The sequence below is a fragment of the Streptomyces sp. NPDC058671 genome (genome assembly GCF_042716475.1).
In the GTDB taxonomy this organism is placed as follows: domain Bacteria; phylum Actinomycetota; class Actinomycetes; order Streptomycetales; family Streptomycetaceae; genus Streptomyces.
Map to the genome: position 1 here is coordinate 35,655 of NZ_JBHXSA010000032.1, position 20,493 is coordinate 56,147.

Here is a 20,493-nt window from a genome sequence, read left to right on the forward strand (position 1 = left end):
TCAAGTTAGGACGTGTCCTGCCTATGTATCACCGGCAGGCCATCTGCGCTCTCCCGTTGATCAGCACGGATTTAGGATTACGGGTGTGGATATACGAGGGGTCGTTGAAGAGCTGGCGGAGGAAGCCGAAGGGCAGATCCGTGACCACACGTGGGTCCTGACACCCGCCGACCGTTCCGTCGCGGCGCAGGCCGCCGCCGACCTGGACGCCATCGTGGGCACCCTGGAGTCCCGGGAGGCCCTGTCCGAGGTCGAGCGGCTGGCACACCTGCGGGAGGCACTCGCCGCGGTGGCCATCGCCCTCGCCCACGTCCACGGACGCCTGGCCTGGTTCCTCGGCGCAGCGGCCACCGCCCTCACACCCGTCCTGCACTGGCGCGCCCTGCCTGCCGATCACGGTCCTACCTTCGGCGCCGTCCCCCCGAACATCGAGGAGTACACGGAAGCCGAAGACGCGGTCCGCCGGCTCCACCGCACCCTCGCCAGCATCGCCACCACTGGCCACATCCGACTCCCACGGGACCCGTGACCGCCCGGACAAACCCAGTCCCGGTGGCGCCCGCCCGGACCGCCGGGCGGGCGCCCGCGGTTCCGCAACCGTCCGCAGGTCCGGGCGCCAGCCTGCTCGCTTACTCGTCACGGTGGACCCGGCCGCGACGTCCCCGGACCGTGCCCCGCGCTGCGGCAGCGTGAAGCCCATGCACCCCCGCCACATCCTCCTCGTCGCTCTCGCCGCGCTTCTCACCACCGGATGCGTGGCAGTCCCTCACGCTCCCGCCCCCGGCGCTCCGCCCCGGCCCGCTGCGCTCGCGCCCGCTGCCGACCGCCCGCCGGCCCCGCTCCCGACGCGGAACGTGGGCCGAGGCCACCCCCGCCGCGCCCCGTGAATCCCTGGCCGCCACCGATCCCCTCCCCACCCCGGCGAAAGCCGCCCCCGTACCCGCCGCACCGGCCGCCGCGCGCCCGGCCGTACGGCCCGGCGACGCCAAGCCCGCCCGCCGGACCGCACCGACGACGGCGAAGCGGCCCGCGACCACGAAGAGCACGAAGAGCGGAAAGAGCACGAAGAGCACGAAGAGCACGAAGAGGAAGACCACCAAGGCTCCCGCCAGGACGGCCCCCAAGCCCCGCCAGAGCCCGAAGAAGACCGCCCCGCGTCGGCAGCCGACGACGCGGCAGGCCCCGCAGATGCGCGACCTCTGCCGCCAAGCCCAGCGCATTCAGGCCCCCATGGGTGCACCGGAGTGGTGCCGGAGGATGTACGGCCGCTGACCCCGTGCCGTGCGGCCAGGGCGCCCTATGCGATGTGCCGGTTTGGCGTCACAGGGTGGGGTGTCAGTGACGACACATCAGGCCGGGGCGCGACGAGGAAAAAGGCCGACCCCCTTGCCGCCGAAGCGGATGGTACGGGTGACCGGCCAGCCGAAAACCTCCGAAAAGGAATCCGGCTTCAGCATAGCCCCCACCGTCCCCCGGGCCAGCGCCGCGGGCTCTACCGGACCCTCGCGCACATCGCCACCGCCTGACACCCTGCGGCTCAACCGAGGAGCGCCGGACAAGCCCTCGGGCGGTAAATACCGCACGACGCCGGCTGCTCGGCGTCGGCCCTGAAATCTCCGGGTCGGCCGCCCGTGACCCGCGCGCCCTGACCGCCGCCCGCGCCGCCACCGGCGACTGGACGGCCGAACCCGCCTCCGCGCGCGCCTGGAGCCCCGGCCAGTCCGGCGGCGCCTCGGCGGCGGTTCCGCCGATCCCGGGACGGCGCTGGCCAGACTGCCGCAGCATCACGTTGCTGGAGCCAACCGTCGTTGACCTCGGCCGTCAGTCTTCTGGTGGCGGAGGAGTCTCCAGGTCACCTTCTGGTGGTGGAGGAGTCACCAGGTCACGGTCTGAGCGGCGAATGGACTCTGCCGTGGCGTCCTGCGCGGTCTTCGCCGCCGTCACCTTGGCAGCCCCGACGACCGCCTCGCTGCCGAAGTAGGAGATAACGACCGTCATGACGATGGTGCGGAAGTCATCCACGAAGCCTCTGGCGTAACTCTCTTCAGCCAAATCGGCGAAGCCAGGGAGGGTGAGGGCGAAGGCCAACATCACCAGGAATGTGAGTAGGAAGCTGGAGGCGATTGCGATCCTGGCGCGGCGGCACGCTACGTAGAACCCGCCGTAGGACACAATCGCGACGACAACCAGCACGATGCCGACGACCGGCTGCCACGGGACGGCTCCGGATTTCGTCCAGCCAATCGCGTGGGCCACCCAGAGTGTTGCGTACCCCAACACGCAGACTGAAACGCTGACGATGATCGTCCACCAGATCGGCGCGCTGTTGGCCCGCGCTCTCATCGTGAGACTCATGGCGTCCGACTCCCTTCGCGGAGTGGCGGCCAGGCCAAGGACAGCCTTCCGAGCGCTCGGCCTACACGGGCCTGACCCGGTCGCGTCCACCCTTCAACCCTACGACGAGTGATCTTTACGTGCACGATTGCGATATCGCGGGTGGTTGTCCCTGGGGTGCTGCAGTAGTTGTCATCGAGGGTGTGCGATCTCTGGGTTTCGTGACAGCGGAGTGAGAGACAGCGGGAGGTCTGCGTGTCGCCGCGGGGCAGCATGAGTTGTCGGGGCGGGGCGCACTGTCATGGGTGTGAGAGATCGCGACGATTCCACTGTCACGGGGCGGTATTCGTGCAGGTGGCGCACTGACACGAGGCCGAGAGATCGCACCAGGACGCACGCGAGGCCCGCACCACGTCAGGTGCGGGCATCGCCCGTTCTGCAGGGGCCCGCATCGCCCGTCCCGTGCCCTGGCCCGGGCTGGTGCAGTTGAAGACGGCGTGGACCATGACACCGACCCTGTGACCGGCACCTACTCCGACGAGCCCCGCCTCGCTCTGCTCACCACCACCGGGGCCGGCGAAACGGTCGAGCTGCTCCAAGTCCTGGAGCAGCTCGACCCGAAGGGGCGCGGCCAGGCGGCCGGGCAGCCAGCCGCCGACCTCGCCCGACGCCTACCCGCCCCGTAGCCGGCGTCGTCGGCGCGCCACGGCGAACACCTGCAGCGCCTTTACGCCGAGGATGAGTGGCTCGCTGACGACCAAGACCCTGTAGATGTCCGTATCGGTCAGGGGCCGGCGATGACCCACAGGACGAGGGCGGCGTCGAGGTCGCGGTACAGCGTCACCGCCGGCCCGGGACTGTGCCCGGGCCGGCGGGGTCGGTTCATGTGCGGGTGGAATCAGATGCGGACACTGGATCCGATGGCGCCTGCTCCGGTGGCGATGACACCCTGGTCGGTCCACTTCACCTTGCCGGTCGCGTCCGCCGTGTTCAGGAACGCACGGATGGCTCCTTGGGCGTCGATGACGAGGTAGTCGGCCCGCTGGTCGGCGTTTATGTCGGCGAACCTGACCTGGTCGGCCGTCCACTGCGTCGAGCCGGTGGCGACGACTCCCTGATCGTTCCACTTGATCTTGCCGGTCGGGTCCGCCGTGTTGAGGTACGCGCGGGTCGCCCCGTTCGGCTCCAGGACGAGGTAGTCGGCCCGCTGGTCGGCGTTGATGTCGGCGAACCTGATCTGACCGGGGGCCCAGCTGGAGGACCCGGTGGCGATGAAGCCCTGGTCGGTCCAGACGACCTTGCCGGTCTCGTGCGCCGTGTTCACGTAGGCGCGGGTGGCGCCGTTGGACTCCAGGACGAGGTAGTCGGCCCGTGCGTCGCCGTTGATGTCGGCGAACCTGATCAGGTCCGAGGTCCAGTAGGAGGACCCGGTGGCGATGACTCCCTGGTCGGTCCACTTGATCTTGCCGGTCGTGTCCGCAATGTTGAGGAAGGCGCGGGTGGCGCCGTTGGGCTCCACGACGAGGTAGTCGGCCCGTCCGTCGCCGTTCACGTCAGCGAATCTGACCTGGCCGCCCGTCCATTGCGTCGATCCGGTGGCGACGTAGCCTTGGTCGGTCCACTTCACCTTGCCGGTCGCGTCCGCAGTGTTGAGGAAGGCGCGGGTGGCGCCGTTGGCGTCCACGACGAGGTAGTCGGCCCGTCCGTCGCCGTTGAGGTCCACGTCGTGGTCGCCGAGGTTCGACGTCGGCTTCGGCGGCGCCGGGTTGACGACGACGGTCTCCTTGATGCCGCCCTTCTCGACCAGGGCCCGGACGCCACCGTTGAAGGCGGCCGCCATCTTCGTGTAACCGGCGTTGTTGGGATGGAGGTTGTCGTTGAGGTCGGCGGTGGTGAGTGCCCCCATGCTGACCTGGACGATGGACTGGCCCTGGGCCGCACGGGAGGAGACGATCTGAGGGATGGCCTGGTTGTAGGCGTCTACCCGAGCCTGGACCGCGGGGTCGGTCGCCGGCACCAGCGTGGCGAGGACGACGGCGGTGTCGGGCGAGGCCGCGCGGATCTGGTCGAGCAGACGGCCCAGCCGTTGCGGTGCCGTACCGGTCTGGTAGTCGCGGTTCATGTCGTTGGTGCCGATGTGCAGCAGGATCACGTTCGGCTTCGCCGCCGCGAGCCAGGTCTCGATCTCGGCTTGGATCTGGTCGATGCGCCACCCCGAATGACCCTCGTGGTGAGTGCCGTCCGGGTCCACCTGGGAACCGACGAACTCCACCTGCTGAGCGGAGTCGGCCAGTTGCGCGGCGATCTCGGGACGGTATCCCGTGCGGGTGGTACTGCCCACGCCCAGGGTGATCGAGTCACCCAGCGGCATGACGGCCAGCCTCGGAACCTTGCCGAGGAACGGCGAAGGGCCAGGCTTCGGGGGGATGTGGCGGATCTGAAGAACGCTGCGGAGTCTGTTGACGGTGAGAAAGGCCCAGTAGGTGTACATGAAGACGCTGATGGCCCTGTTCTCACGGAGGGCGGTCGACATGTCCGCCCAGTTGTGAATGACCCGCTCCATGTCCCCCACGTACCAACTGCCCGTGGTTTCGAGCCCTGCGACGACGTGGTTGTAGACCGTCTCGCTGCGCGCCGATTCCACCAGGGTCAGGATCAGTCGGGCAAGCGGTCGCCCCAGGCCGTTCAGGCTGAATGGGGAAGCGTAAGCGAGCGTACCGACGGACGTTTCCAGATCGTACGTCGAGATCGTCTGGGTCCAGACGTCCTCACCGGCCATGGCGGCATAACTCGACGTGTGCGGAAGGCGCACGTTCGTCACGTTGGTGAATCCGAAGAACGCATGGTGGTCCACGACGACCGGAGGCGTCGGAGGGTCGTCGTCTCTGAACTGGTAGAAGGTGCGTGTCCCGTTTGACTGCACCTGGTAGAAGCCCGCGACGTACATGTTCGACATCTGGATCACGAACTCGACCGAAGGCATGTTCGTATGCACGCGCAGCGCGTCCAGACTGATGCGCCGGAAACCCACGCGCTCGATCGTGTCGCTCTGGACCGGGCGAGAGCGTGCCGATCCCGTACGGCTCGTACTGGCGGTGCCACTGCTCTGGCCCGTGGTGCTGCGTTCGCTGGCGCGGGCTTCCTCGCGGAGCGTCTGGATGAGGTGCCGGACCTCGTCGAGCACTTCATGCGGTTCGGCCGCGACAGCGGGCCTCTGCATCAGGGTGATCGAGGACGTGATCGCCAGCGCGAGCGTGACGAGGAAGCTGATGAGGAGACGACGAGGGCGCGAGAAGAAGACGGCTCGCGGCATGTCTGCGGATCTGTTTACCACGGGACCACGTACTCCATCGTCGCAACCGGTGTGTCACTGCCCTCGGACGCCCCGTCCGCCCAGTACGCGACGGTGTACGTGGCTCCGGGCAGGATGCCGTCGTTGCCGGCCGGTACGACGGCGGAGCCGTAGTCCGTACAGCGCTCGTGCTCGTTGGGGCAGACCCAGTCCCAGTCCTTGCGGTGGGCCTTGTCCAGCCGGCCCTGCTCGTAGATTCCGACCCAGTCGCTGTTGGCGCTGGGATTCCTGCCCACCGGGGCCAGGTACGTCACCACGAGTCCGGTGTCGTAGCCCCCCAGGACCCCCTTCTGGTGAATGTGCGCGGTGGTCCACGTCGCGTCGATGATGCTGTAACCGGTGCCGCTCGCATTGGCCGCGACGAGTTTCATCCGGTCGGCGCTCCCGCTGCGGGGCGCGTGTTCTTCCGGAGAACCCGAAACGTGGTTCCCGAGGACGAACACGAGGGAGCACAGGCCCGCGAGGGCTGGCAGGGCGAAGCTCCGCCTGCCGTCCGCACGAGTGAAAAATCGCATGCTGGTCAAGCCTTTCGGAGAAAGCGGTTCGAGTCGTCGGATCGTGGGCCGGACGCGGGGGTCACCAAGGCACCACGAAGTCGATGGTCACGGCCGGCGATCTCCCCGACTCGGATGCACTGCCGGTCCAGTAGGCGGCGGTGTAGGTCTTGCCCGATTCGAGCCCGTCATCGCCCGCGGGGATGATCGCCGAGCCGAACGACATGCAGCGCTCCTGCTCGTTGGGGCAGACCCAGTCCCAGTCCTTGCGCTGGTCCTTGGAGAGCTGGCCCTTCTCGTAGATCCCGACCCAGTCGCCCTCCCCTCCCGGGTGGCGCCCAAGTGGACCGGCGTACGTCACCACGAGTCCGGTGTCGTGACCTCCCAGGACCCCCTTCTGGTGAATGTGCGCGGTGGTCCAGGTGGGTTCGAACAGGGTGAAGTCCCCCTCCTGAGCTCCCATGCCCGCGGGGTTGGACACTTCCTGCCGCTGCGCGTCGGACCGTTCCAGGAGCCGGCCTCCGAGGGCCACGGAGACCACGCACGCGACCGCCATCACCACCGGAAGGAAACGCGCCCGTCCGCCTGTTTCTCGTCTGGAGAACCACACCGTGAAATTTGTCCATTCATGTCGTTTGCATCCCCACTCGGGGTGTCTGTTCGGAACAACTCGCAGGCCCGTCCCGCATGGTGAGTGCATCACCCACCAAAAATCGAGGCCAGGCACAATGACCGGCACAAGTGCGCCGCGTTACTTGTGCCGGTACTTATGTCCGGTATTGACACCTTGTCAGGAGAATCTCCCGTGCAATCGGAAAACCGTGAATTCGGGCGCATTCTTCGTGGCCTTCGCCTCTCTGCCGGGCTCAGTCAGGAAGCCCTCGCTCTTGCCGCCGGGTTGAGCGTGCGTGCCGTACGGAACCTGGAGCTGGGTCGGACGGCAGGACCTCAACTCCGCACGGTCCAGGCCCTGAAAAGGCCCCTGGGACTGAGCGTCGAGCAGGCCCTCGAACTGGAGGCCGCGGCCGTCCCCGGCCGGCGGCGCGGCCGTCCGGTCCGAGGATCGGACGACCCACACGTCCTGTCCCTGCCCCGGGCCCTCGCCGACTTCACTGCAAGGGACGACGCCCTGGGCCGACTTACCACACTGTGCGAGACGCAGGGAGCCGTACCCGCACCCGTCGTCGTGGTCTCGGGTGTCCCCGGGCTCGGGAAGACGGCGTTCGCCGTCCACGCGGCCCGTCGTCTCGCCCCCGGCTTCCCGGACGGCTGTCTGCACCTCGACCTGCGCGGCATGGACAGCAGCCCGGTACGGCCGGCCGAGGCGCTGGCCCGGCTCCTGCGCGAGCTCGGGGTGTCCGAGCGGTCGCTTCCCCGCGAGGAGGACGACCGGGCCGCCATGTTCCGGTCCCGGCTCGCGGCCCGACGCCTGTTGCTCGTCCTCGACAACGCGGCCGACGAGGGCCAGGTCCGCCTGCTGCTGCCCGGAAGCGGGTCCTGCCTCACCCTCGTCACCAGTCGCAACAGTCTCGCGGGTCTCACGGCGGTCCACCGGATCGAACTCCCCTTGCTGCGACGCGAGGAGGCGGTTCGGCTGCTGACCCGCATCGTCGGCCCACAGCGGGTGGCGGCAGAGGCCCAGGCCGCGCGCGATCTCGCCGACCTGTGCGGCGGCCTGCCGCTCGCCGTGCGGATCGCCGGACAGCGGCTCGCCGCCCGCCCCCAGGAGAGCCTGGCCAAACTCGCCGCCAGGCTACGCCGCGAGGAGCGCCGTCTCGACGCCCTCCAGGCAGGGGACCTGCAGGTCAGGGCCGCCTTCGCGCTCTCCTACCGGCAGCTCGGCCCCGTCTCCCGGCGCGTCCTGCGGCGCTGCGCTCTCGCCACGGGTCCCGATGTGAGTCCCGAGACGGTGGCCCTGCTGGCGGACGTCCCCCTCCGGACTGCCGAATCACACCTGGAGGAGCTCTGCGACCGGGGTCTCCTCCAGGCGGCCCCGACGACCGAGCGTTACCGGTTCCACGACCTTCTCCGGCTGTTCGCGGCCGAACAGGTGACCCTGGAGGATTCCCCGGCGACCCGCGAAGCCGCCCTGGACCAGGCCGCCCGATGGATGCTGGCCCGGGCGACCTCGGCCGCCACCCGCTTCGACGCCAGGCATCACGATCCGCTCGTGGGCGATCCACAGCCCGCGACCGCTCCGGCGGACCGCGCCCAGGCACGGGCATGGCTGCAGGCCGAACAACCACAATGGATCGCCGCCCTTCACCACGCGTACGCGGCGGGCCGGCACCAGCAGGTCGTCGACACCGCCGAGGCCATGCACTGGTTCTCCGACACGACCCATCACTGGGAAGAATGGGTCGACGTGTTCGGCATCGCGGCCCGCGCGGCCCGAGCCCTGGGCGACCAGCGCGAGGAAGCCACCCAACTCAACTACCTGGCCTGGGCGCACGGCTTCTGCGCCCAAAACCACCAGGCCGCCTTCGAGACCGCCGTACGTGCCCTGGACGTCGCCCACGCCTGCCAGGACCCGCTGCAGATCAGCTGGGCCCTGGGCTACGGAGGCGGTGCGCTGCGACGGCTCGGAAGGACTGACGAGGCCATCGCATGGTTGCGCGACGCGGAGTCGTGCCACCGGGGAAAAACCTCGCCCGAAAGCCGGCTGGCCTGGCTGTCGACCGTCAACGCGCTCGGCGAGACCCTCCGCCAGTGGGGCGACGCCGAAGCCGCCCTCCACTGGCACCTCCGCAGCCTCGCGACCTCTCAGGCACCCCTGCCCGACATCACTCCCGGCGTGCTCGCCTCCTACCGGGGCCTCACTCTTCTCCAGCTCGGCCGGGACTACGCGGCCCTCGACCGCTGGCACGACGCCGAGTCCGCTCTGCGGCACGCCCTGGTCGCCTTCGACACGGCCGAGACCCCCGCGTACGTCGGTCCCACCCGGCTCGAACTCGGACGCGCGCTGCGCCACCTTGGACGCCTTGCCCACGCACGTGCCGAACTCCAAGCGGCCCTTAAGAACCTCACCGAACACGGCAGCCCTGAACAGGGCGAGGCCGTCGCGGAGCTTCTGGCCGTCGGCTCCTATTGATCAGAAACTCATGGGGTTCACTCGTCGATGACGTAGCGGACATGCCCGCCGCCGAAGTATGCGCGCACGATGTGAGGTTGGCGCTGGCGCCAGTGGAAGGACCGGCGGATCTCGGCGGCGAAGGTCTGGTTCCTGGCCCGGTGGGAGTGGGGAAGGCTGCGTTTGAGGTAGGCGCTGACCAGCTCCTGGCCGGTCGGGGGCGGCGGCGTGAGGCGTGTGGTCAGCTGGCGTGGCGGTATGCGGCGGCACTGCCGACGATCCCGGGGCTGAACCGGGTGCGGGCGCGGTCAAGGGCCGCCTCGAGGTCCCGGGCCCGGTCGTCGTCGGTCCCGAGGGTGAGCTGGTGGACCGCTGTCTCGGCGGGCTGGAGGCGCTCGGCTCGTAGGGAGAGGGATCGGACGCCGGCGCGTTGGAGGCCGAGGGCGGTGAGCAGTTCGCGGGCGGTTCCGGCGAGGGTGGGGGGGCGGTGGCTTCGGTCAGGGAACGCGTCCGGGTGGTGTGGCTGTGGTCGGCGTAGGTGACGGTCAGGGTGAGCCCCTGGGCGACCTGGCGGTCGTCCCGTAGCGCCGCGCCGATGTGTTCGGCGAGGCTGAGGACGGCCCGGTGGTGCTGTTGGGGGTCGAGCTCGTCGTGGTCGAACCGGTCTGCGGACACAGAAGGCCGGCGCGGTATCAAGGTCGGCCGATGGTGTAGCAGTTCCTTCGGGGCCCTGGTGCCGTACGGCACCAGGGCCCCTCCGTGCGTTTCCACAGAGAGGTACAGATGACAGCAGACGACTCCTACGGCCGTCTTGACGACGATGACTACCCCGCCTTCACGATGGGCAGGGCCGCCGAGATGCTCGGCACCACCCAGGGCTTCCTGCGCGCCATCGGCGAGGCCCGCCTCATCACCCCGCTCCGCTCGGCGGGCGGCCACCGCCGCTACTCCCGCTACCAGCTGCGCATCGCAGCTCGCGCCCGCGAACTCGTCGACCAGGGCACCCCCATCGAAGCCGCCTGCCGCATCATCGCCCTCGAAGACCAGCTCGAAGAAGCCCAGCGCAACACCACCGAATACCGCCGCGCCATCGCCGCGGCAGCCCCGCAGGCCGCGGCCTGAGACGGTGCGCGCCCGCCGGACACCGGCGGGCATCAACCGGCTCAAGCAGTGGCTAGGCGGTCTGGCCATGCGAACGCACACGCCAGCCATTACCTACCAGGCCGCACCCCACCTGGTGCCATCCTGATCTGGACGACGCGGCCACGAAAGGCCAAGGACACCCGGTGCCAGGGAACGGCTGACTCGGGGCCTCGACGTGACGTCAATTGTCCTCGCCCTGCAGGCCGAGCATCCGGACCTCTTCGCGATGAACAGATGTCGATATGCCGTCACCTTGCGCGGGGGAATGCCACAGAGGGTCGCCCTATCCGCGATACCGATCAGCATGGTGAGGCGAAGCGGCGGGTGTGCGCGGTGGTGGGCGAAGTTCACCGACGCACGGTGACAGCAGGTGCGGCGGTCCTCGTGGTCCGGGACGTGGGACGAGGACTGCGGGTCGCACGCGAAGGAGGACACCGAGCGTGCGGCAGCCGAACGTCTTGCGAGGCGTCAGGCGGAGAAAGCCGCGGCCCGCGAGGCGGCCGAAGCGGAGGCGAAGAAGAACCGCGGATGGTTCGGGCGCTGCCGGTAGCTGTGGACAAGCCCCAGGGGACCTGGGCCAGCCGCCCCCGGATGGCGGTTGGCCCACCCGCCGGTGCGCCGGGGTGGAGACCACGCCCCGTGCGCACCGGGGCCTGTGAGGGAGGGCGCAGTGCGCAGCTTCGACAGGGGCCAGACGGTCGTACGGCCCGGTGTGCACGGCCTGGGCCGGGTGCGGAGTACACAGTGGGAGCGAGGAGGGTGGCTTACGCTGGCTTGCGCCCGCCGCGTGGTGCTGGTGGGCCACGGGTGTGGGGATGAGAGCCCTTCAGCGCGGTGGACTGGTGGAAGGCACGAACGCGGGATGGGACAGGTGATCGGCTTGAGCGGGTCTGAGGGGGGCGCCGCCGAGGCGGCGGACGGGCTTGTTCGGCTGTGGGAGTCCATAGACCGTCGGGTCGCTCCCGCTGTTCCGCCCGCTCAGTTCCGTGTGCTGAGGGTGGTAGGCGCCGCCGGTGTCGTCACCTCCACGAAGATCGCTGAGGCGACCGGTGCGATACCGTCGTCGATCAGCCGACTGATCGGCCGGCTGCAAGGCGCCGGCCTGCTGGTGAAAGAGGAGAACAGCAGCAACCGTCGGGAAACCCTGATCAGCCTGTCCGTGGACGGGCAGGAACTCTTGCGCGAGGTAGAAGAGCAGCGCCTGGATGAGCTTCGCCGCTTGCTGCAGCCGCTGGGGCCGCGCGACCGGCAGGCTCTCCTGCAGGGCATGACCGCGCTGAATCACTCGCCCCTCTGGGAGGACACGGGCGGGATGGCCTCAGGTGGACAGCGCAGCGAATGAGTACCTGACTACCGCGCCGATCGTTAAGTTTTGACAACCGTTGTTCCTGGGTCAGAATGGCATCCGGAAACCGGGGTGGAAGTTCGCGTCCTCGTGTGCAGGCAAGGCGTGTCCGCCTTCGGAACGGGGAGCGGGATGGTTGCGACAGCCTCAGGCCCCGCGTGCTGTGCCCGCAGACGGGGCGGCCTCAGCCGCGGTGGCGGCAGTTGCAGCAGAGAGGCCGTGCAGCAGCGCGGTGCGGTCGCGACTGGGCAGGGATTCGATGATCGGCATCAGGACTCCGCGGCGCTCACTTCGCAGCCGCTCCAGGTAGGCGCGCCCCGGGTCGGTGAGCTGCACCTGCACCTCCCGCCCGTTGCGCGGGTTCGCGGCTCGTTCGAGGAAGCCGACTGCCTCTATGCGGTCACAGAGCTGGCTGGTGGCAGCAGAGGTGATCGACAGTGTCCGCGCGAGAGTGCGTAGGCTCGTGCCGTCGTGGTCTTCGAGCGTGTACAGCACGCGCAGCTGCGAGGGCGACAGTGGCGCGATGCTCACCTCGGACCCGTTCGCCCACCTCTCCTCCATCAGCTCAAGAGCGCGGCTGGCGGCCTCGGCGACGTGGGTGGGCAGAACAGGGGAGCGGGTCACCCGCCTACTGTGTCATCCCGCGGCCGACCTGTCTCCCACGGGCCGCCCCGCCGGCTACGGCCCTATGAAGTCGTTTTCCGCGCATTCATGCGTGTTCCCCCAGCCGCGCCGAGCGGCTGGCGATCTGTGAAGGTGGTCCATCGAAGGTGAAGACTCTTCTTGCGCTGGAGCGGGCTCTGCAAAGCGCGGCTCCCCACCAGTTGCTGGACACGTTGCGTGACCTGCTGGCCCGGCACTGGGATGCTGAGCCGGTGGAGCTGCTGTTGGCGGACTACGGGATGACCGTGCTGCAGCCGGTGACGATTCCGCCCTACACGGGCAAGCCGATCTCCGCCTTCACCGGGGAACTGGGACGCCTGTTCGGCTCGCAGGAGACCACTGTCCGGGAAGTCGCGACGGGACGGGTGGAGGCGCTGGTACCGGTGACGGTGCGCGGTGACCGCCTGGGCGTCCTGCGCGTAACGCTGCCCGCCGAGGCGTGCGATGTGGATGAACTGGAGGTGATCGCGGGCATCCTGGGCCGGGAGCTGGCGATGTCCGAACGGGACACAGACCTGTATCTGCAGGCGCGCCGCACCCGGAGGCTGACGCTGGCGGCCGAATTGCAGTGGCAGCTCCTGCCGGCCCGGGCCTGTGCTCGTCCCGAGTACGAGCTGGGAGCCCAGCTCGAGCCGGCCTACAACATCCACGGCGACAACTTCGACTGGTGCGCCGAGGCCGACTACCTGACCCTCACGGTGACCAACGGCATGGGGGAGGGCATCGACGCCGCCCTGCTCACCAATCTTGCGGTCAACGCCCTGCGTAACGCACGCCGCGGCGGCACCACGCTGGCAGGCCAGGCTGCGCTCACAGACCAGGCCCTCTACGCCCACTACCAGGGGCGCATGCACGTCTCCACGCTGCTGCTGCGGTTCGAGCTGTCCACGGGGCGTGTGGAGGTCGTGGATGCCGGCTCCCCTCAGGCGTGGCTGCTGCGCGACGGCAAAGTCTCGCTGGTGCCCTTCGAGGCCCAGCTGCCTTTGGGCATGGTGGAAGAGACGCCTTACGAGGTCCAGTACATGAACGTGGTGCGCGGGGACCGGCTGCTGTTCGTCAGCGACGGCATCTACGACGCCGCTTCGGCGCAGGGGGAGAAGTACGGCGAGCAGGCCCTGGCCAGGGCGCTGAACGACACCCGGCTGCTGCCCGCCGCCCAGGTCCCGGCCGCGGTGCTGCGCGCGCTCGAGGAGTGGAGAGGCACTCCGGCGCCGGCTGATGACGCGATGGTGGTGTGCCTGGACTGGCAGGGCGGGACGGCAGAAGCGGAGTGAGTACGAGCCCCCGTTGCAACCATTAAGGAACGACAAGTATTCTCTCGCGGAGCCGCCAGCAAGGTGGTGAAGTGGAGGGAACCATAGTGGGGCTCATCAACGCCGTCGGCCCGGCGGCCTACGGCGTGCAAGACCAACTGCCGCCTCCCTCCGCGCCCCGTGAAGGCGCCTTGACGCAGATCCTGCTCGTCGAGGACGACGACGGGGACGCCCTGTTGGTGGAAGAGCTCCTCTACGACACCACCCCGGCCACGCAGCTGCTGCAGGCGCGGACACTGGCGCAGGCCCGGACCATGCTGGAAGGCGCGCAGCCCCCGCAATGTGTCCTGCTGGATCTGCATCTTCCTGATGCGCAGGGCCTGGACCTGTTGCGAGAGGTCCTTCGCACCTCACCCGCCGCGGCCGTAGTGGTGCTGACCGGGCTCGCCGAAGAAGGCATGGGCCTGGCCGCCGTGGCGGCCGGCGCGCAGGACTACCTCGTCAAGGGCCTCATCGAGCCGTCCGACCTGGGGCGGGCGATCCGCTACGCCATTCAGCGCCGCCAGAGCGAGCAGGCCGCGGCCGCCGTGCAGGCCAGCCGGCTGCGGGCCGAGGAGAACGCCCGCTTGGAACGCGGACTGCTGCCCTCCCCCCTCCTGCGGTCCGACACCGTCCGTGTCACCACCCGCTACGAGTCCGGCCGCACCGACGCGCTCCTCGGCGGCGACTTCTTCGACGTCGTCGAATCGGCGGACGGCAGCGTGCACGCGCTGATCGGCGATGTCTCGGGCCACGGGCCCGCCGAAGCCGCGCTCGGCGTCTGCCTACGGGTGGCCTGGCGCTCCTTCACCATGGCCGGGGCACGGGGCAGCGCCCTCATGCTTCTCATGGAGGAGATCCTGTGCGCCGAACGCTCCTCAGCCGAAATCTTCGCCACCCTCACCACCTTGACATTCACCCCGGACCGGGACCGGGCCGTCATGCTGCAGGCGGGCCACCCGCCCGCGCTCCTCATCTCCGGCGCGCAGCGGACGCAACTGCTGCAGACGCCCCCAGGGCCGGCCCTGGGCATACTCCCCGCCGGGCTGGCCACCTGGCCGCAGACCAGCGTCGACCTGCCCGGCGCCGGAGCCCTCCTTTTGTTCACCGACGGCCTGTTCGAGGGCCGCACAGGACCGGCGGGACAGCGTCTGGGCGAAGAGGGGCTTCTCTCCCTTGCCCGGCACCACGCGCACCTGCCGGCCGAGCAGCTCCTGGACACCCTCGTCGCCCGCACGCAGGCACTGTCGGCCGCCTACGGCGGGCACGTCGATGACCGCGCCCTCGTACACCTGGAATGGAACGCGTAAGTGAGTACCTCCAGCCCGCCTCTTGCCCTGGCGGGCAACGCCTCCGCCTCCGCGCCGCCAGGCCTGACGCTGGCTGCTCGTCTGACAGTGCAGGGCTGGGTTCACCTGGCCCTGGCACTGATGGGAGTACTCCTCCTCGTGGCCGCGGTCATCGGCTCGCACCAGCTCGCGCAGACCGCCGAGGTATCCGACCGGCTCATCAACCAGGTCCAGCCCGCCCGGGCGGAAGCCTTCCGCCTCCAGACCGCGCTGGTGGACCAGGAATCGGGAGTACGCGGCTATACGTTCACCGGCGACCGGCAGCTCCTCAAGCCGTATACCGAGGGCGTGCAGGCCGAACAGGTCCACGCCGCCACCATGAGCCGCCTGATCGCCCATGACAAGCAGCTTCAGACGGACCTGCGAACACTGCGCCAGGCGGCGAACGACTGGCGCCGCCGCTACGCGACACCGCTGATCACCGCGGCGCAGGCAGGACCGGTCGGCGACGGCGACCGGGCGAATTTGGAGCAGGGGCGCCAGGCTTTCGATCGCCTCCGCACCCTGTTCGCTCAGCAGAACACGCACCTCGCACAGGGTGCGGAGCAGGCCAAAGCCACACTGGCGCACACCCGCTCTGTCCGTAACTGGTCTTTTGCCGCCCTGCTCGCGGCCGTGTTCCTCACCGGAACCGCTCTGGCGGCCATACTCCACTTCATCGTCGCGCGGCCGCTGCGCCACCTGCGGGCCGACGCCCGGCGAATCGCGGATGGCGACTTCGGCCACCGCATATCCGCCCGCGGTCCCAGCGACCTGCGCTCGATGGCCTCGGGCGTTGAAGACATGCGCCAGCGCATCGTGGACGAACTCGCAGCCTCCCGCTCTCAACAGCGACGCCTGGCCCAGCAGGCACAGGACCTGGACGCCCAGGCAGCCGAGCTGCGGCGATCCAACGCCGAACTCGAGCAGTTCGCCTACGTCGCCTCCCACGACCTCCAAGAGCCCCTGCGCAAGGTGACCTCCTTCTGCCAGCTCCTGGAAAAACGCTACGGAGACCAGCTCGATACCCGCGGCAAGCAGTACATCGACTTCGCCGTCGACGGCGCCAAACGCATGCAGATCCTGATCAACGACCTGCTGACCTTCTCTCGGGTCGGCCGGTACAACGACGCCCGCGAACCCGTCGCCCTCGACACCACCCTGGACAAGGCCCTGGCCAACCTCACCGTGGCCGTGGACGAAGCAGGCGCGCACATCAAGCGCCCCGAGCAGCTGCCGCACGTCACCGGTGATCCCACGCTGCTGACGATGCTGTGGCAGAACCTCATCGGCAATGCCGTCAAGTTCCGCGCCCCGGACCGCGCACCCGCCGTGCACATCAGCGTCGCTCGCGACAGCGCCGAGGACGACACGTGGCTGTTCTGTGTCACCGACAACGGCATCGGGATCCCCGAAGAATTCGCCGACAAGGTCTTCGTCATCTTTCAGCGCCTGCACGGACGCGACACCTACACCGGTACCGGCATCGGCCTGGCCCTGTGCAAAAAGCTCATCGAGCACCACGGCGGCCGCATCTGGATCGACACCGCCCACACCGACGGGACCCGGATCTGCTTCACCCTGCCCGCCCTGCCCGCCCCCATCCGCAGCGACCAGCCCTCCACCCGTGAAGGAGCCCTTGCGTGAGCACCCCGACCATCCAGCCCATCGAAGTCCTCCTAGTCGAAGACGACCCCGGCGATGAGCTCATGACCCGTGAAGCCTTCGAAGACAACAAGATCGGCAACACCCTCCACGTCGCCCACGACGGCCAGGAGGCCCTCGACTTCCTCTACCGCAAGGGCCAGCACACCAGCGCACCACGCCCCGACCTCATCCTCCTGGACCTCAACCTCCCCAAATACGACGGCCGGCAAGTTCTTGAACGCATCAAGTCCGATCCCGAGCTCGCCCACATCCCCGTCGTCGTCCTGACCACCTCCTCCGCCGAGGAGGACATCCTGCGCAGCTACCGGCTCCACGCCAACGCCTACGTCACCAAGCCCGTCGACCTCGACCAGTTCGTCTCCGCCATCCGGCAGATCGACGACTTCTTCGTGACCGTCGTCCGTCTCCCCCGCACCTGACCGAACACCCGCGCCTGCCGCAGCCTTCGTTCCAGCGTCCCCAGCCCGCCAGGCGTGCTCCACGAGTGACTGGCGAAAGGAACGAAGAGGCGCCGCGCCGTGTACCCCCTGGGCCCACGGCCCCACACCGCACGCCGGCGGGCACGGACAGTGCGCGCAGGCTCAACGCAGCTAGGAGTATGCAGATGGAACAACAGGTAAAGGTGCTGCAGGACGAAGACGGCGTACGCGTCATCGTGTGCAAGGGAGAGTTCGACCAGGGCACCCTGCCCCCGCTCAAAGCTGCCACCACCGAGGCCGCCGCCGACCCGGCCCTGCGCCAGATCGTCCTGGACGTCAGCCAGGTCACCTTCGCGGACTCCGCCATGCTCAACACGCTGCTCCTGCTCCTGCGCTCCGGCCGCCTGGTGCTCGCCGGCCCGATACCCGTGCAGCTGGACCGACTGATGCAGATCACACAGTCCCGCAACCTGTTCACGACCGCCGACAGCGCCGAGGCGGCCCGCGCGACCAACGGGCTCGGCCCACTCCCCGGCCGCCCTACCGTCTCGCTAGGCGTGGGCCATGCTGCTATTTGCGCCGCTGGCGCGGGCGGGTGCCGGGAGGCAGGTTGAGAAGTACACACACGCTGCGTCACAAGGCCCAGTTGAGACTCGTCGAAGGCAGCCCTTGCGCCATCGTGACGCGTGCACGAGCCGGTCGTGATCCCGTCTCCCCTGACTGGGGGGCCGTCGTCTGCCGTCGCGAACAGCAAGGACCAAAACAACCGGGCATCGCGCCAGCGAACCCGGCCATGACCCAACCAAAACTGATCCGTGGTCAATGTCTGACAGGGTCGCTGAGATACCTGGCGATGCGCTGGTGCGCCGCATGCTCGCCACCATCTCCTGGGCGAATCGACCTGTACGGACATGTTCGGTCCCTGCGTGAACCGCCACGCAGCGCTCCGCTCCACAACGCGGGTATCGGAACGTCCAAGCAAACCAACCCTGGCTGGGAGCTCGTAATGGCACGGATAGTCGTGCGTGACAAGACCGCGGAGACACTTGGGGAGAGGGCTCCTGGAAAACCCCCTCTGTCTACGCTTGGCCGGGTGCTGGCCATGATGCTGGCCTTCGCGGGAACGGTCGTATTCGCGGTGGTTCTGGCCCGGCTGACTCTGGAACCGTCGACGGCATCCGTGACGCTGACGCACAATAACCTGCGTCCTGGTGACTCCATCCGTGCGTACCTCGCGCATCCCATGGCCCCTGACACGGTCAAGCAGCTCGGCGGCAACATCGTGATGGGGATACCGTTCGGTGTGCTGCTGCCGGTACTGGTACCTCGAACGCGAGGACTGGTCCGCGTAGCGGTGGCCACCGCTTTCGTGATGGTCCTCGTCGAACTCGTCCAAGGTGCCCTCATTGTCGGGCGCGCCTTCGATGTCGATGATGTACTGCTCAACACCACGGGGGCCCTCATCGGGTACCTGCTGATGGGCCGTCGCATGGGTCGCGCAGTGCACCCCCGGCGCCGCCACTGGTGGCACCGTTTCACCAAACGCCAGCTGACTACTGACGACCCGGCATAGGTGCGCCGCGCCCCCTGTTCCGGCGTCCCTCGCCGGGCGCACCATGGAGTTTGATGCACGGGCTCGGGAACTTAACTGACCGCCGTTTTCATGTTCGGCTGCGGCGCCCTCGGTGTACGCGGTGTCGGCCTGTCTGCTGTTCGGTACAAGCGCGGTCTATCACCGTGGGACGTGGGGTGCGCGCGGGGAGGCGGTCCTGCGGCAGCTGGACCATACGAACATCTTGCCCATCATCGCTGGCACGTTTACCCCGCTGGCGGTCTGCTCTCCACCGCGGGTGCCGTCGTCTACGGCCTCAAGCGCCCACCACGCTTCTTAGGGCGGTGGCGGCGGATCCGGGAGCGTCATCGAGCAATGAAGGAGCCACTGTGACCGTAAGAGAGCCGGACGGAGCGCGGGTCTCTCGTCTTCCCGGGGGCGGGAGTGACCGGGCCGGGGAGATGACTTTGGCGGGGACGCTGGAGGCGGCGGAGGCTGCGGCGCCAACGGAGTCGCTCGACGTGGTCGCGCGCATGCTCCAGAAGCGCCTCGGGGCGGTGGCGGTGTCGTTTCTGATCGCCGACTTCACCGGCGGCTCGGTCGTGCGGTTGGGGGCGGCGGGCAGTGTCGACACCTCTGAACCTGCTCGGCGGATCCAACTGCGGGGCACCGTGTACGACGATGTGATCCGCGGCCAGCGGCCTAGCGTGGAAGACAAGGGTGAGGGTGCGCTGGTGCGGGTCGTCGCCCCGGTGACCAACCGGGGGGATGCCATAGGGCTCCTCGAACTGTTCCTGCCCGCGGCGCCGGACGCGGAGGTGATGCGGGAGATCGGCGAGACCGCGCCCGCGCTGGCGTATCTCGTCATCGCGAACCGGTCCCTCACCGACGTGTACCAGCGAGGACGCCGAGCCAAGCCGCTGAGTCTGGCCGCGGAGATCCAGCACCGGCTGCTTCCGGCGTCACTGGCGTGTGAGGCGGCGCAGTTCGCGGTGGCCGGGGCGCTGGAGCCGGCCGACCACGTCGGGGGTGACACCTTCGACTACGCGATCGGTAGGGACACCGTCCAGCTCTCCGTCACCGATGCCATGGGTCACGATGTCAAGGCCGCGCTGCTGGCCACCCTTGCGGTGGGCGCCCTGCGCCGGGCCCGACGGGCCGGTGCCGATCTCGCCGAGCAGGCCCACCAGGCGGACCAGGCCATGCGCCGGCACGGCCGTGACAGCTACGTCACCGGTCAGCTCCTGCGGATCAGCCTGATCGACGGCAAGACCGAGTTCATCAACGCCGGGCACCCCTGGCCGCTGCGTATAAGGAACGGCCAGGTGCGCGAGATCACTCCGAAGATCGATATGCCGTTCGGCTTCCACGCCCCTCATACCTACCGGGTCCAGTCACTGGACCTGCGGCCAGGCGACCGGCTGGTGATGCTGACCGACGGCATGCTAGAGCGCAACGCAGCCAGCATCCATCTGTCCGACCTGATCGTGCGCACCCGCGATCTGCATCCCCGCGAGGCCGCCCGCACCCTCATCGCGGTGATCGTCGACGCCAACGACGGCCACCTGCAGGACGATGCGACCGTCATGTGCCTCGACTGGCATGGCACCAACTACTACCAGCGAGACGCCGCTACCGGAGCCGACCTCACCGACGCCTCGCAGCCGTCAAGGACAGGACGGACCACCCCCGGGCGATGACCCTGGGCAGTTGGTGGCGAGCCCGGCCAAGCATCGGGAGGCCCTCGCTGTGCTCTGCGGAACGTTGCGCGTCGCCCCGGCCAGCACGCAACGCCGCTGTCAGAAGGTGGGAACGCCGGCGGGAGAGAGGTTG

At 68.9% G+C, this 20,493-nt stretch carries 18 protein-coding genes and 1 pseudogene; 13 read left to right on the forward strand and 6 right to left on the reverse strand.

All coding sequences use genetic code 11. The features are described 5' to 3' along the window. Nucleotides 1-85 precede the first annotated feature (85 nt). A complete protein-coding gene (locus tag ACFWV2_RS29880) occupies nucleotides 86-529 on the forward strand; it encodes a hypothetical protein (RefSeq protein ID WP_384409652.1) in 444 nt (147 codons plus the stop codon). A gap of 1,292 nt (nucleotides 530-1,821) precedes the next feature. Here the strand turns inward: ACFWV2_RS29880 and ACFWV2_RS29885 are convergent. After that, nucleotides 1,822-2,355, reverse strand: a complete 534-nt coding sequence (locus ACFWV2_RS29885) for a hypothetical protein (protein ID WP_384409654.1) — start codon at nucleotides 2,353-2,355, stop codon at nucleotides 1,822-1,824. A gap of 476 nt (nucleotides 2,356-2,831) precedes the next feature. Here ACFWV2_RS29885 and ACFWV2_RS29890 point away from each other — a divergent pair, with 476 nt between their 5' ends. After that, nucleotides 2,832-3,020: a hypothetical protein gene (locus ACFWV2_RS29890; RefSeq protein ID WP_384409656.1), complete on the forward strand. Its 189-nt coding sequence runs from the start codon at nucleotides 2,832-2,834 to the stop codon at nucleotides 3,018-3,020. Nucleotides 3,021-3,232: 212 nt separating this feature from the next. Here ACFWV2_RS29890 and ACFWV2_RS29895 read toward each other — a convergent pair whose 3' ends face one another. From ACFWV2_RS29895 to ACFWV2_RS29905, 3 genes are all read right to left on the reverse strand, one after another. Next, nucleotides 3,233-5,647, reverse strand: coding sequence for an FG-GAP-like repeat-containing protein (locus tag ACFWV2_RS29895; protein ID WP_384409658.1), 2,415 nt, complete (start codon nucleotides 5,645-5,647; stop codon nucleotides 3,233-3,235). Between the two features lie 14 nt (nucleotides 5,648-5,661). Next, complete coding sequence (locus ACFWV2_RS29900; RefSeq protein ID WP_384409660.1) at nucleotides 5,662-6,057, reverse strand: hypothetical protein; 396 nt, start codon at nucleotides 6,055-6,057, stop codon at nucleotides 5,662-5,664. A 205-nt stretch (nucleotides 6,058-6,262) separates the two neighbouring features. Next, the gene (locus ACFWV2_RS29905) at nucleotides 6,263-6,739 is read right to left on the reverse strand and encodes a hypothetical protein (RefSeq protein ID WP_384409662.1); all 477 of its coding nucleotides are present in this window, start codon (nucleotides 6,737-6,739) and stop codon (nucleotides 6,263-6,265) included. Nucleotides 6,740-6,949: 210 nt separating this feature from the next. Between ACFWV2_RS29905 and ACFWV2_RS29910 the strand changes: the two genes are divergently transcribed. After that, a complete protein-coding gene (locus ACFWV2_RS29910) occupies nucleotides 6,950-9,271 on the forward strand; it encodes an NB-ARC domain-containing protein (RefSeq protein ID WP_384409664.1) in 2,322 nt (773 codons plus the stop codon). Here the strand turns inward: ACFWV2_RS29910 and ACFWV2_RS29915 are convergent, their stop codons facing one another. Beyond that, the gene (locus tag ACFWV2_RS29915; protein ID WP_384409666.1) at nucleotides 9,272-10,021 is read right to left on the reverse strand and encodes a hypothetical protein; all 750 of its coding nucleotides are present in this window, start codon (nucleotides 10,019-10,021) and stop codon (nucleotides 9,272-9,274) included. Between the two features lie 12 nt (nucleotides 10,022-10,033). Between ACFWV2_RS29915 and ACFWV2_RS29920 the strand changes: the two genes are divergently transcribed. Both ACFWV2_RS29920 and ACFWV2_RS29925 read left to right on the forward strand, forming a co-directional pair. Beyond that, nucleotides 10,034-10,372, forward strand: coding sequence for a MerR family transcriptional regulator (locus tag ACFWV2_RS29920; protein ID WP_384409668.1), 339 nt, complete (start codon nucleotides 10,034-10,036; stop codon nucleotides 10,370-10,372). Nucleotides 10,373-11,255: 883 nt separating this feature from the next. After that, nucleotides 11,256-11,735, forward strand: a complete 480-nt coding sequence (locus tag ACFWV2_RS29925; RefSeq protein ID WP_384409670.1) for a MarR family winged helix-turn-helix transcriptional regulator — start codon at nucleotides 11,256-11,258, stop codon at nucleotides 11,733-11,735. A gap of 150 nt (nucleotides 11,736-11,885) precedes the next feature. On the opposite strand, the gene ACFWV2_RS29930 is transcribed toward ACFWV2_RS29925, so the two are convergent. Beyond that, on the reverse strand, nucleotides 11,886-12,362 hold the full coding sequence (locus tag ACFWV2_RS29930; protein ID WP_384409672.1) for a MarR family transcriptional regulator: 477 nt from the start codon (nucleotides 12,360-12,362) through the stop codon (nucleotides 11,886-11,888). 146 nt (nucleotides 12,363-12,508) lie between these two features. Here ACFWV2_RS29930 and ACFWV2_RS29935 point away from each other — a divergent pair, with 146 nt between their 5' ends. The 8 genes and pseudogenes from ACFWV2_RS29935 (at nucleotide 12,509) to ACFWV2_RS29970 (ending at nucleotide 20,360) form a co-directional block, all read left to right on the forward strand. Next, on the forward strand, nucleotides 12,509-13,675 hold the full coding sequence (locus ACFWV2_RS29935) for a PP2C family protein-serine/threonine phosphatase (protein WP_384409674.1): 1,167 nt from the start codon (nucleotides 12,509-12,511) through the stop codon (nucleotides 13,673-13,675). A 71-nt stretch (nucleotides 13,676-13,746) separates the two neighbouring features. Beyond that, nucleotides 13,747-15,003, forward strand: a complete 1,257-nt coding sequence (locus ACFWV2_RS29940) for a PP2C family protein-serine/threonine phosphatase (protein ID WP_384409677.1) — start codon at nucleotides 13,747-13,749, stop codon at nucleotides 15,001-15,003. After that, on the forward strand, nucleotides 15,004-16,668 hold the full coding sequence (locus tag ACFWV2_RS29945) for an ATP-binding protein (RefSeq protein ID WP_384409679.1): 1,665 nt from the start codon (nucleotides 15,004-15,006) through the stop codon (nucleotides 16,666-16,668). It begins immediately after the preceding gene. Then, nucleotides 16,665-17,108: a response regulator gene (locus ACFWV2_RS29950; protein WP_384409681.1), complete on the forward strand. Its 444-nt coding sequence runs from the start codon at nucleotides 16,665-16,667 to the stop codon at nucleotides 17,106-17,108. Before ACFWV2_RS29945 ends, ACFWV2_RS29950 begins: the two co-directional genes overlap by 4 nt. Before the next feature lie 185 nt (nucleotides 17,109-17,293). Next, a complete protein-coding gene (locus ACFWV2_RS29955) occupies nucleotides 17,294-17,722 on the forward strand; it encodes an STAS domain-containing protein (RefSeq protein WP_384409683.1) in 429 nt (142 codons plus the stop codon). Nucleotides 17,723-18,114: 392 nt separating this feature from the next. Next, nucleotides 18,115-18,681, forward strand: a complete 567-nt coding sequence (locus tag ACFWV2_RS29960; protein ID WP_384409685.1) for a VanZ family protein — start codon at nucleotides 18,115-18,117, stop codon at nucleotides 18,679-18,681. A 100-nt stretch (nucleotides 18,682-18,781) separates the two neighbouring features. After that, nucleotides 18,782-18,955: pseudogene (locus tag ACFWV2_RS29965) on the forward strand (hemolysin III family protein); the annotation flags it as partial. Nucleotides 18,956-19,121: 166 nt separating this feature from the next. Further along, complete coding sequence (locus ACFWV2_RS29970; protein WP_384409687.1) at nucleotides 19,122-20,360, forward strand: PP2C family protein-serine/threonine phosphatase; 1,239 nt, start codon at nucleotides 19,122-19,124, stop codon at nucleotides 20,358-20,360. The last annotated feature ends 133 nt before the right edge of the window (nucleotides 20,361-20,493 follow it).

Excerpts from the sequence above, each read along its gene's own strand:
- ACFWV2_RS29885 (WP_384409654.1), bottom strand. The coding sequence starts at position 2,355 with ATGAGTCTCACGATGAGAGCGCGGGCCAACAGCGCGCCGATCTGGTGG.
- ACFWV2_RS29895 (WP_384409658.1), bottom strand. The coding sequence starts at position 5,647 with ATGCCGCGAGCCGTCTTCTTCTCGCGCCCTCGTCGTCTCCTCATCAGC.
- ACFWV2_RS29900 (WP_384409660.1), bottom strand. The coding sequence starts at position 6,057 with ATGAAACTCGTCGCGGCCAATGCGAGCGGCACCGGTTACAGCATCATC.
- ACFWV2_RS29910 (WP_384409664.1), top strand. The coding sequence starts at position 6,950 with ATGTCCGGTATTGACACCTTGTCAGGAGAATCTCCCGTGCAATCGGAA.
- ACFWV2_RS29920 (WP_384409668.1), top strand. The coding sequence starts at position 10,034 with ATGACAGCAGACGACTCCTACGGCCGTCTTGACGACGATGACTACCCC.
- ACFWV2_RS29925 (WP_384409670.1), top strand. The coding sequence starts at position 11,256 with ATGGGACAGGTGATCGGCTTGAGCGGGTCTGAGGGGGGCGCCGCCGAG.
- ACFWV2_RS29955 (WP_384409683.1), top strand. The coding sequence starts at position 17,294 with ATGGAACAACAGGTAAAGGTGCTGCAGGACGAAGACGGCGTACGCGTC.
- ACFWV2_RS29960 (WP_384409685.1), top strand. The coding sequence starts at position 18,115 with ATGGCACGGATAGTCGTGCGTGACAAGACCGCGGAGACACTTGGGGAG.
- ACFWV2_RS29970 (WP_384409687.1), top strand. The coding sequence starts at position 19,122 with ATGACTTTGGCGGGGACGCTGGAGGCGGCGGAGGCTGCGGCGCCAACG.